Annotated in this window: 7 protein-coding genes, 1 rRNA gene and 1 pseudogene; 5 read left to right on the forward strand and 4 right to left on the reverse strand. The window is 65.1% G+C overall.

What is annotated here, in order from left to right:
- Positions 1-233: ribosomal RNA gene (locus ACQR0U_RS32190) — 16S ribosomal RNA — on the reverse strand; the annotation flags it as partial.
- A gap of 802 nt (positions 234-1,035) precedes the next feature.
- Between ACQR0U_RS32190 and ACQR0U_RS32195 the strand changes: the two genes are divergently transcribed.
- Positions 1,036-3,099, forward strand: coding sequence for a M23 family metallopeptidase (locus tag ACQR0U_RS32195; RefSeq protein WP_315753801.1), 2,064 nt, complete (start codon positions 1,036-1,038; stop codon positions 3,097-3,099).
- Positions 3,100-3,198: 99 nt separating this feature from the next.
- Here ACQR0U_RS32195 and clpB read toward each other — a convergent pair whose 3' ends face one another.
- A complete protein-coding gene (gene clpB / locus ACQR0U_RS32200; protein WP_315826652.1) occupies positions 3,199-5,838 on the reverse strand; it encodes an ATP-dependent chaperone ClpB in 2,640 nt (879 codons plus the stop codon).
- A 223-nt stretch (positions 5,839-6,061) separates the two neighbouring features.
- Between clpB and ACQR0U_RS32205 the strand changes: the two genes are divergently transcribed.
- The gene (locus tag ACQR0U_RS32205; protein WP_434843695.1) at positions 6,062-6,847 is read left to right on the forward strand and encodes an MOSC domain-containing protein; all 786 of its coding nucleotides are present in this window, start codon (positions 6,062-6,064) and stop codon (positions 6,845-6,847) included.
- A gap of 325 nt (positions 6,848-7,172) precedes the next feature.
- Here the strand turns inward: ACQR0U_RS32205 and ACQR0U_RS32210 are convergent, their stop codons facing one another.
- The gene (locus ACQR0U_RS32210) at positions 7,173-7,829 is read right to left on the reverse strand and encodes a TIGR02594 family protein (protein WP_315718092.1); all 657 of its coding nucleotides are present in this window, start codon (positions 7,827-7,829) and stop codon (positions 7,173-7,175) included.
- A gap of 256 nt (positions 7,830-8,085) precedes the next feature.
- On the opposite strand from ACQR0U_RS32210, the gene ACQR0U_RS32215 reads away from it, so the two are divergent.
- Positions 8,086-8,946: an alpha/beta fold hydrolase gene (locus ACQR0U_RS32215; protein WP_316193864.1), complete on the forward strand. Its 861-nt coding sequence runs from the start codon at positions 8,086-8,088 to the stop codon at positions 8,944-8,946.
- Positions 8,947-9,208: 262 nt separating this feature from the next.
- Here the strand turns inward: ACQR0U_RS32215 and ACQR0U_RS32220 are convergent, their stop codons facing one another.
- The gene (locus ACQR0U_RS32220; RefSeq protein WP_315755973.1) at positions 9,209-9,628 is read right to left on the reverse strand and encodes a secondary thiamine-phosphate synthase enzyme YjbQ; all 420 of its coding nucleotides are present in this window, start codon (positions 9,626-9,628) and stop codon (positions 9,209-9,211) included.
- A gap of 370 nt (positions 9,629-9,998) precedes the next feature.
- Between ACQR0U_RS32220 and ACQR0U_RS32225 the strand changes: the two genes are divergently transcribed.
- Positions 9,999-10,730, forward strand: coding sequence for an AfsR/SARP family transcriptional regulator (locus ACQR0U_RS32225; RefSeq protein WP_315718096.1), 732 nt, complete (start codon positions 9,999-10,001; stop codon positions 10,728-10,730).
- Positions 10,731-10,920: 190 nt separating this feature from the next.
- A pseudogene (locus tag ACQR0U_RS32230) lies at positions 10,921-11,471 on the forward strand (hypothetical protein); the annotation flags it as partial.

Here is an 11,471-nt window from a genome sequence, read left to right on the forward strand (position 1 = left end):
TTACCCCACCAACTAGCTAATCAGACGCGGGCCGATCTTTCGGCGATAAATCTTTCCCCGTAAGGGCTTATCCGGTATTAGCACAAGTTTCCCTGTGTTGTTCCGAACCAAAAGGTACGTTCCCACGCGTTACTCACCCGTCTGCCGCTGACGTATTGCTACGCCCGCTCGACTTGCATGTGTTAAGCCTGCCGCCAGCGTTCGCTCTGAGCCAGGATCAAACTCTCAAGTTGAACTTGAAGCTTTGAACCGGCTGATCACAACGTTTGACGAGGTCCCACCAATCAGTACCCACGCTTCACAGCGCAAATACCATGGTGTTACCTTTGAAACATTGTCCGCCGAAGTCTTCTCGTCCGATCCCAGAACCAAAAGCCGAAGCCCTCAATCCCGAGACCCGCAAGGACTCCGCCGTCCACGTTTCTCTTTCTTCATCTTCACTTGTCAAACAGCCCGGGACCTCGGTCCCACCCTCGGATGGAGGGGCGCCCAACATCTTCCGACGTCGATGAGCAACCGGGTTTTACCGGTTGTGCATCACTCAACAGAAGTGAGGAGCAATATTGGCGCGAATGCTCGCCTCGGTGTGTCCCGAAGCGGCGCCGCGCTCAGTGATCGGGTTTATAGGGGGGGCCGATCGGGGTGTCAACGCCCAATGTCAACAAATCGTCGCATCGAATCATTTTTTTCCGGACAGCAGGAGAACCCCGACTTCTTGCGGACTTCGTGCCCCACTTGGGCCACAATCCTGCGACGATTTGTTAAGCATCGACCTGGGTTGATTTGGGTCCAGCGGGGACTGCCATCGATTCAAGGATGATCCAGATCAAGGAAGTGGCGAGCCCTTCGCCTGATACGGCCGAGACGACATCGAGAGATCCTGAAGAACAATAGCGGTTTGCGGATTCCGGCTTTCCAGCCAGAGAGTCTCGAACCGTCAGAAGCGCGCCATCATTCCGAGCCGTTTGTCTTGGACGTTAAGCCAACCGGCAGCTGAGTGATCTCGGTGCTGACTTTGAATTTGGGGGACGAAGGTTGAACCATCGGACGTCACGCGGGGGGTATGGACGCGAGGTCGGCATGATCGATCTCGGTCATGAGCCGCCGCTATCGGTCGATGGCTCCGAGGCCGCGGTGATCGACCGCCGCCGCGTTTCCGTACAATGGTTCTCTGGTACGATTCTGACGGGTCTATGCGGCGCAGCCCTCATCGGCGGCGCCGTTTTCGCCTCGCTCGACGGCGAAATGACCTTCGCGCGCATGCCGGAGCGGATGGAGAGCGCGCTGCGCGGCGCCTTCGGTGCCAATGACCGCGTCGCCACCCTGCGCAAGAGCGACCGCCTGCCGCCGCCGAGCGAAGCGGCCGCGGCCCGCAATGTGGTGCGCATCTCGACCGTGACCCGCGCGGGATCGCGCGAGCTCATCCGGGTCCGTCCCTATGTCCGGATCTCGGGCAACCTGTCGATGACGACGAGCGATCTTTCCGCCAAGATCCCGCCGTTCAACGCCCAGCGCCTGCTGAGCGACACCGACAACGACAAGACAGGGTCCGGCGAGGATCCGAACAATCCCGAGGCCGTCGAGCCCGACGCCGAGGTCTCGTTCGTGACCAAGGATCTCGCCGCGGTGCTCCCCAAGGCGAAGATCGCAACCTCGGTGGCGCTCGACGAAATCGTCATGCGGGTCCGTGATGCGGCGAACTGGCGCGGCTACAATGGCGGCGTACGCTACGCCTCGCTTGCCAATGCCGCCGCCGACGCGGCCGGCGCGCAGGCCGTCCAAGGCGGCGACCTGAAACTGTCCTATGCCAATGACGGCACCTTGCCCGATCCTTACGCCGGCTTCGAGACCCGGGTGGTGCCGGAAAATGTCACCTTGCTCCCCAAGACCAAGGACCAGATCACCGGCGGCAATCCACTCGGCGAGCGCGTCCACCTGGTCAAGAAGGGCGATACCGTCGCCTCGATCCTGCGCGACCAGGGCGCGACGCCCGACGAAGCCAAGGCGATCGCCGCCCAGCTCGGCCCGCGCGGCCGTGACGGCGGCCTGAAGGAAGGCGAGAAACTGCGCATCCTGATGGCGCCATCCAGCCCTGCCCCCGGCGCCCGGCTACAGCCGTTCCGGGTCATCGTCGCCAACGACACCATGATCGAGGCGGTGGCCGCGCTGTCGGACCTCGGACGATACGTCGCCGTGGACGCGCAGAGCATGAACACGGTCACCGAGACCGCCGACAACACCAATGACGAGGAGGATGACGGCACCGGTGTCCGCCTCTATCAGAGCATTTACGAGACGGCGATGCGCAACAAGGTGCCCGCGCCGGTCATCGAGGACATGATCCGCATCTACTCCTACGACGTCGATTTCCAGCGCAAGGTGCAGCCTGGGGATTCGTTCGACGTCTTCTATGCCGGCGACGACGACGACAAGCCTGGCAACAACGACAAGACCGAGGTGCTGTTCACTTCGCTGACGGTCGGCGGCGAGACCAAGAAATACTACCGGTTCCAGACCCCCGACGACAGTGTCGTCGACTATTACGACGAGACCGGCAAGAGCGCGAAGAAGTTCCTGGTGCGCAAGCCGGTCAACAACGCGATCATGCGCTCCGGCTTTGGCGGCCGCCGCCATCCGATTCTCGGCTTCGTGAAGATGCACACCGGCGTCGACTGGGCCACCGCCTACGGCACCCCCATTTTCGCCTCCGGCAACGGCGTGCTCGAGAAGGTCGGCCAGGAAGGCGGCTACGGCAAATATATCCGCATCAAGCACAACAACGGATACGAGACCGCCTACGGCCACATGTCGGCGTTTGCCAAGGGCATGGAGCCCGGCAAGCGCGTGCGCCAGGGCCAGGTCATCGGTTTCGTCGGCTCGACCGGCATGTCGACCGGCCCGCACGTCCACTATGAGATCCTCGTCAACGGCCGCTTCGTCGACCCGATGCGCGTGAAGCTGCCGCGGGGCCGGTCGCTCGAGGGCCCGATCATGGCCAACTTCGAGAAGGAGCGCGACCGCGTCGACCAGATGATGACCAGCCGCGGCACCGGCGCCTCGCGCATCTCCGACGCCGGCCCGATCCAGGTCAGCCGGTGAGCGAGGCCCCTCGCCCCCCCAAAGGCGCGTTCAACTGAAAACGGCCCGCGCTGATCGCTCAGCGCGGGCCGCTTCCGTTTCAGTTCGGCGAAACGCCGCTCAGTTCAGCTTGCGCTTCGGGATCGGCGCCTCGAAAGTCGCGATCTCGGCAGTGTGCGGCACCTTGCCGTTGAAGGTCAGCACATTGCCTTCGGCCGAGATCGTCATGTGATCGCCGTCCTTCACGTCGCCGGCGAGGATCATCTCGGCGAGCGGATCCTGCACGCTGCGCTGGATCACCCGCTTCAACGGCCGTGCGCCGTAAGCCGGATCCCAGCCCTTGGCGGCGAGCCAGTCGCGCGCGTCGCCATCGAGCGACAGCGTGATCTTGCGCTCCTCCAGGAGCTTCTGGAGACGCCCGAACTGGATCTCGACGATCCGACCCATCTCGCTCTTCTGCAGGCGGTGGAACAGGATGATCTCGTCGACGCGGTTGAGGAACTCGGGTCGGAAATGGCTCCGCACCGTGCCCATCACCAGCTCGCGCACCTCCGACGTATCCTCGCCCTCCGGCTGATTGACCAGGAACTCGGAGCCGAGATTGCTGGTCATGATGATCAGCGTGTTGCGGAAGTCGACGGTGCGGCCCTGGCCATCGGTCAGGCGGCCGTCGTCGAGCACCTGCAAGAGAACGTTGAACACGTCCGGATGCGCCTTCTCGATCTCGTCGAACAAGACGACCTGGTACGGCCGGCGCCGCACGGCCTCGGTCAGCGCCCCGCCCTCGTCATAGCCGACATAGCCGGGAGGCGCGCCGATCAGCCGCGACACCGAGTGCTTCTCCATGTACTCGGACATGTCGAGCCGGACCATCGCGGTTTCGTCGTTGAACAGATACTCGGCGAGCGCTTTCGTCAGCTCGGTCTTGCCGACACCGGTCGGCCCTAGGAACATGAACGAGCCCATCGGCCGGTGCGGGTCCTGCAAGCCGGCACGCGAGCGCCGCACGGCGGTCGCGACCGCATGCACGGCTTCGAACTGGCCGACGACGCGCTTGCCGAGCGAGTCCTCCATGCGCAGGAGCTTGTCCTTCTCGCCCTCGAGCATCTTGTCGACCGGCACGCCGGTCCAGCGCGAGACCACCTGCGCGATGTGGTTGGCGGTGACCGCCTCCTCCATCATCTCCCCGGCATTCTCCTTGGCCTCGATGTCGGCCAGCTGCTTCTCCAGCTCGGGGATGCGGCCATAGGCCAGCTCGCCCGCCTTCTGATACTCGCCGCGGCGCTGCGCGTTGGCGAGCTCGATGCGCAGGCCGTCCAGCTCGCTCTTGAGCTTCTGCGCGTTCGACAGCTTGTCCTTCTCGGCGCTCCATTTCGACGTCAGCGCCGCCGACTTCTCCTCGAGATCGGCGAGCTCCTTCTCCAGCACCTGCAGCCGCGTCTTGGAGCCGAGATCGCTCTCCTTCTTCAAGGCCTCCTGCTCGATCTTGAGCCGGATGATCTCGCGATCCAGCGAGTCCAGTTCCTCGGGCTTGCTGTCGACCTGCATCTTCAGCCGCGCCGCCGCCTCGTCCATCAGGTCGATGGCCTTGTCGGGCAGGAAGCGGTCGGTGATGTAGCGGTTCGACAGCGTGGCCGACGCCACAAGCGCGGAGTCGGTGATGCGCACGCCGTGATGCTGCTCGTATTTGTCCTTCAGGCCGCGCAGGATCGAGATGGTATCCTCGACCGTCGGCTCGGTGACGTAGACCGGCTGGAACCGCCGCGCCAAGGCCGCGTCCTTCTCGACGTGCTTCTGATACTCGTCGAGCGTGGTCGCGCCGATGCAGTGCAGCTCGCCGCGAGCGAGCGCGGGCTTCAGCAGGTTCGACGCATCCATCGCGCCGTCGGCCTTGCCGGCACCGATCAGGGTGTGCATCTCGTCGATGAACAGCACGAAGCTGCCTTCGGCCGACGTGACCTCCTGCAGCACGGCCTTCAGCCGCTCCTCGAACTCGCCGCGATATTTCGCGCCGGCGATCAGCGCGCCCAGATCGAGCGACAAAAGCCGCTTGTCCTTCAGGCTCTCCGGCACGTCGCCATTGACGATGCGCAGCGCGAGGCCCTCGACGATCGCGGTCTTGCCGACGCCGGGCTCGCCGATCAGCACGGGATTGTTCTTGGTCCGACGCGACAGAACTTGAATGGTGCGGCGGATCTCCTCGTCGCGGCCGATCACCGGATCGAGCTTGCCGTCGCGCGCCGCCTGGGTCAGGTCGCGGGCATATTTCTTCAAGGCGTCATACGCATTCTCGGCGGTCGCCGAGTCGGCCGTGCGGCCCTTGCGCAGGGATTCGATCGCTGCGTTGAGGTTCTGCGCGGTGACGCCGCCCTTGGCGAGGATGCCGCCCGCTTCGCTGTTCTTCTCCAGCGTCAGGCCGAGCAGCAGCCGCTCCACCGTGACGAAGCTGTCGCCGGCCTTCTCGGCCGCCTTTTCCGCCGCGTCGAAGGCGCGCGCCAGCTCGGGCGACAGATAGATCTGCCCGGCGCCGCTGCCCGACACCTTCGGCAGCTTGCCCAGCGCATCCTCGGTCGCTTTCAGGATCGCACGCGAATTGCCGCCGGCGCGATCAATCAGACCGCCAGCGAGTCCCTCGCCGTCGTCGAGCAGGACCTTCAGCAGATGCAGCGGCGAGAACTGCTGATGGCCGTCGCGCATCGCCAGCGACTGCGCCGATTGGATGAAGCCCCGCGCGCGCTCGGTATATTTTTCGATATTCATGATGTTTCCCTCAGCCTGCTGTGACGCCCCGAAGGCACGGCTTCAGCATCTTCATTGGGTTTCGGACCGCGCACGTTGACGTCCATCAACGCCGCAACCATTGACGTCGCCGGCTTGCGCCCGGCTTGAGTGGAAATGTGGGAAGGCGGTGCGAAAACGGAAGAGGCCGCTTCACAAATTCGTGTGCCCTGGCCGCGGCCAAGGGAATCTCCTATGAGGCGGCATGAGCCAGACCCCTCCCGCGCGCATCGCCGGCCTGTACCGCTATCCCGTCAAGGGCCTTACCCCGGAACCATTGCGGAGGGCGCCTTTGCGGGTCGGCCAGACCCTGCCGGCCGACCGCCGCTACGCGCTCGAGAACGGTCCCAGCGGGTTCGATCCCGCAGCTCCGGTCTGGAAACCGAAGACGGCGTATCTGATGCTGATGCGCAACGAGCGCCTCGCCGGCTTCAAGACCATCTTCGACGACGCGACCAACATCCTCACCATCCGCAAGGACGGCGCGATCATCGCCCAAGGCGATCTCGAGAGCCCCGACGGCCGCGCGGCGATCGAGCGCTTCTTCGCAGGCGAGTTCGCCGCCGAGCTGCGCGGGCCGCCAAAGCTGCTGTCGGGCGGTGGTTACGCTTTTACGGATCTGGCGCGCAAGGTGGTCTCGATCATCAACCTCGCCTCCATCGCGGAGATCGAGACCTTGGTCGGCGCTCCCGTGCACCCGCTGCGCTTCCGCGCCAACGTCTATGTCACCGGCTGGCCGGCCTGGCACGAGACCTCGCTCATGGGCGAGACGCTGCGCATCGGCTCGGCGCGGCTGAAGGTCGTGAAGACCACCACCCGCTGCGCCGCCGTCAACGTCGACCCGGACACGGCCGCCCGCGACCTCGACATCCCGCCCGCGCTGATGACCCGGCGCGGCAACAATGAATGCGGCATCTATGCCGAGGTGATCGAAGCCGGCGATATCGCCGTTGGCGACGAACTCGCCGTGGAGCAGCCGCGGCTGACGTGAATCTCCGCCTCTCCCCGCGTCATTGCGAGGAGCCGGAGGCGGCGAAGCGATCCAGACTTTTCCGGCCGGCCCTGGATTGCTTCGCTTCGCTCGCGATGACGAAACCGGCACCGGAGTTGGATCCGATCTCTCGCCGTACCGATGGTGCGCTCCCTCCCCCGCTTGCGGGGGAGGGTTGGGGTGGGGGCGCCCCACCCGAAAATCTTCGTGTGGAGAGACTTCCCCCACCCGCATCGCATCGAAGATGCGATGCGAACTCCCCCGCAAGCGGGAGAGGCGCACACCGAGCGAGCCTCGACGGCTCGATTCATTAGTTCGAGATTGGTTAGTTCGGCATCACGTAGGCGTACACCCGCCCCCGCGACACCGCGCTCTCGCGGACACGGTTGCCGTTGTTGCCGGAGATGACGATCGGGTTGCCCTGGGCATCGACGCCCGAGACCACGCCGACGTGGCCGCCGCCGCGGCGGCTCATCACCGCGATCGCCCCGACCTGCGGGCCGGAGACGCGCTGGCCATAGCTCGCGAACGAGCGCGCCATGTCGGAGCCGGTGCCGCGATGGCCGGTGCGCTCCAGCACCATGTTCATGAAACGGGCGCACCACAGGCTGCGCCGGCCGGTCGGATTGCCGCTGCCGATGAAGCTGCGCGCCGCGGAAACGACGCTGCTGCCGCCGCCGAAGCCGCCGGACGACGCCATGCCGTCGGACGCCGTTCCCGGCATCATGACGCTGGCCTGCGCGTCGGCAACGCCGCTCACCTGCACCCGCGCCACGCCGCGCTCCCAGCGCGACAGCCGGGCGACGGAACGCCGGTGGTGATGATGCCCTGCGTAGTGATGGCCGCCGTGGCTGCGGTGGGCATGATGCCCCGAGCCGTGATGCGGACGGGCCGATGCCGGTGTTGCGGTGACGGCGACGACTGCCGAGCACATGGTCAGCGCAACGACGTGAAGCGACCGGCGAAGGGTAGACACAACCATACTCAATCCTTCTGTTACTTCCCCCAGTACCCTGACTTGGCACCCCCTGGTCCTCAGCGCGGCCCCTCTGCAAGCCGCCAGCGGGGTCCGTAAAAAGTCGCGGTGTGACGAAACCATGACCTTCGGCGGCGAAAGACTGGCGACGAGAGGGTGATTCCGGGTCTATCTTGAGGCGAAAACAAGGCTACTGGCCCGGCCATTGTCGCGTGTCGCGCGACTCGTCAACATGCGGCACGTGACACGGGAGGAGCTGACGATGCCCCACGCAACGGCCAAAGACGGCGTTCGCCTCTATTTCGAAGAGGTCGGCGCCGGCACCCCGCTCATCTTCCTGCACGAGTTCGCCGCCGACCACACCAACTGGGAGCCGCAGTTGCGCTATTTCGCGCGCCGCCACCGCTGCATCGCCTACTCCGCGCGCGGCTACACGCCCTCGGAGGTGCCGGCCGCGCCCGACGTCTACAGCTACGTGCACTTCTACACCGACGCCCTGGCGGTGCTGGACCATCTCGGCATCGACAGCGCCCATTTCATAGGCCTGTCGATGGGCTCGTACTCCGCGCTGCAGGTCGCGCTGAACGCGCCCGGCCGCATCCGCTCGATGGTGCTGGCCGGCGTCGGGTCGGGCTCCGACCTCACGCAGCTCGACGCCTTCCGTGCCCAGTGCCGCGCCACGGCCGAGCAGTTCGAGACCCTCGGCTCGGCCGAGACCGCCAAGGTCACCCGCGAGGCGCCCGGCCGCATTCCCTTCCTGATCAAGGACCCACGCGGCCACGCCGATTTCTACGCCGCACTCGCTCGCCACGACGCCAGGGGCTCGGCCAACACCATGCGCGGCTTTCAAGGCGCGAGGCCCTCGATCTACATCATGACGGATGCGATCCGCCGCGTCGCCACGCCCGCGCTGATCATTTGCGGCGACGAGGACGACGCCTGCATCGAGCCGAGCCTGTTCCTCAAGCAGCACCTGCCGGCGTCGGGACTGACGTTCTTCCCGAAGTCCGGCCATGTGCTGAATCTGGAGGAGCCGGCGTTGTTTAATGAGGCCGTGGAGCGCTTCATCACCCTGGTCGAGGCCGGCCGTTGGGGCCTGCGGGATCCAAGGTCGATGGTGTGATGACCTCCGGAAGCGCCTCTCCTTCGTGGCTGAATCACCGACGCCTCGCAGCCCTGCATTGTCGTCCCTGCGAACGCAGGGACCCATAACCACCGGCTTCAATGGGACGATGGCTGGTAGTTGTGCCTCACCGATAGATTCCGCGGTATGGGTCCCTGCGTTCGCAGGGACGACAGCGGAGATTGTGGCACGGACCAGCCCGGCCGTGACGGCATGGGTCAGTCGGAGGCGTCAACGCATCCGGAAACGGCGACACCGCCCCCTACTCCCCGATGATCTTGATCAGCACGCGCTTGCGCCGACCGCCGTCGAACTCGCCGTAGAAGATCTGTTCCCACGGACCGAAGTCCAGCCTGCCTTGCGTGATCGCGACCACGACCTCGCGGCCCATGATCTGGCGCTTCATGTGGGCGTCGGCATTGTCCTCGCCGGTCCGGTTGTGCCGATAGCCCGCCACCGGCTCGTGTGGCGCCAGCTTCTCCAGCCATTGCTCGTAGTCGAAATGCAGCCCGCTCTCGTCGTCATTGATGAAGACCGACGCGGTGATGTGCATGGCGTTGACGAGCACGAGCCCCTCGCGCACGCCACTCTCCTTCAGCGCCGCCTCGACATCATCCGTGATGTTGATGAAGGCGCGACGGCCCGGTGTCTGGAACCAAAGTTCCTTGCGGAACGATCTCATCGGAACAATCCAATCTTCCTGACCATGGAGCATGCGGCACGACGGTGTCCGACGTGGAGTGTGGCGTAGCTCACAGCGTGCGGTTCCGGCTGCGCCCAGACTGGACCCGATGGAGTGCATACTGCAAGCCACAACGGCACGGTCTCGCTTCGTCCTACAATCCAAGATTGAACCGAACGTTGCTCGGACAGACTTAACTGCATTGCCGATCTCATTTCGACGATGACAACGACAGCGTGGCGGCTCGCCGTTCGGCGACGACCGTGCAGACCTGATCGGGCTGCAGCCGCTCAATCTCATCGCACGAGAAGCTCGACTTCTGCAGGCAAGGCGCCGATCGCAGCGAGTCGCCATTCAGAGGAGAGAGACAATGAGTCTGCTGCGTATCAATCTCTTTGGCGGTCTTGAAATCAGACGCGTCTCCGGCGAGCAGGTCGTCATCCCAAGCCGCAAGGCGGCAACGCTCCTGGGCTATCTCGCCCTCACCTCTCCGCACGGCATTTCACGCAGCAAGCTTGCCGCCCTCCTGTGGGAAGGCCGCTTCGGCGACAACGCGCGCGCAAACCTGCGCCAGGCGCTGTTGACGCTGCGCCGGGTGCTGCCGCAATGCACCGAGGTGATCTCGGCGGAACGCGACGACATCCGCATCCATCCGAACGCCGTCACGACCGACGTGCAGGAATTCGAGGTGCTGCTGCAGCTCGGCGATCTGGAAACCATGGCCCGCGCCGCCGCGCTGTTCCGGGGCGAGTTGCTCGACGGCATCAGCTCGACGTCCTGCGCGTTCGAGGCATGGCTCTCCGCCGAGCGTCAACGACTGAAGACGCGGGCGATCCGGGCGATCGCGGGCCTGCTGGACGTCGGCGGCCGGGAACATGTGGAGATCGCCACGACGTTCTCATTGCGTGTGCTGGCCGCAGATCCGCTGCAGGAGGACGTCCACCGCACCTTGATGCGCTGCTACGCGCAGCAGGGCCGCCGTGCCGACGCCCTGCGTCAATATGACTTCTGCCGCACCATCCTGCGCAAGCAGGTCGGCGCCACGCCGGAGAGCGAAACCGAGAGCCTGCAGCGCGAAATCAGGCGCATGCTACGCGTCTGACGATCCGCGTGATCTTGCTCCATGCGTTCCACACATGATCGATTTTGACGGCACTTTCACGCCCCGCTTGACACTTGCATCACGGCCACGCGCGCAACATCGCCCTCGATCGACGTCGCGCAGCAACTACGCCTGATGAGGTCAAGCGGCGCGCCGCTCGAAGATCAAACAACGAGCGAGGAGGCTCAACATGAGTGGCATGCAGCAGTCGACTGAGGACTATGGTCAATTGAATCCCGAAGGGATCTTCGGCTCCGTTCTCGGCAGGTTCGCCGGACAGGCGATCGGACGCCTGATCGGCGGCAAGACCGGCCGCGACTTTGGCGGCGCCATCGGCGGAATCGCGGGCGGGTTCGCGCCGTTCTCGGTCGGCCCCGGCACCGAGCAGCCGTCGGAGATGGAGTTGCAGGGCTTCTGGAGCGTGCTCAAGAAGATCGGACAGGGCGTCCAGACCGGGCTCAACGTCGGGCACAACCTCGGCATCTTCAGCGCCGGCCCGCAGGCCGCAGCCGCCGCGCAGCCGACCGACATGGAGCTGCAGGGCTTCTGGAGCGTGCTCAAGAAGATCGGACAGGGCGTCCAGACCGGCCTCGACGTCGGCCACAACCTCGGCATCTTCAGCGCCGGCCCGCAGGCCGCAACCGCCGCGACGCAGCCGACCGAGATGGAGCTGCAGGGCTTCTGGAGCGTGCTCAAGAAGATCGGACAGGGCGTCCAGACCGGCCTCGACGTCGGCCACAA

Source organism: Bradyrhizobium sp. HKCCYLRH3097 (assembly GCF_051167875.1).
GTDB lineage: Bacteria > Pseudomonadota > Alphaproteobacteria > Rhizobiales > Xanthobacteraceae > Bradyrhizobium.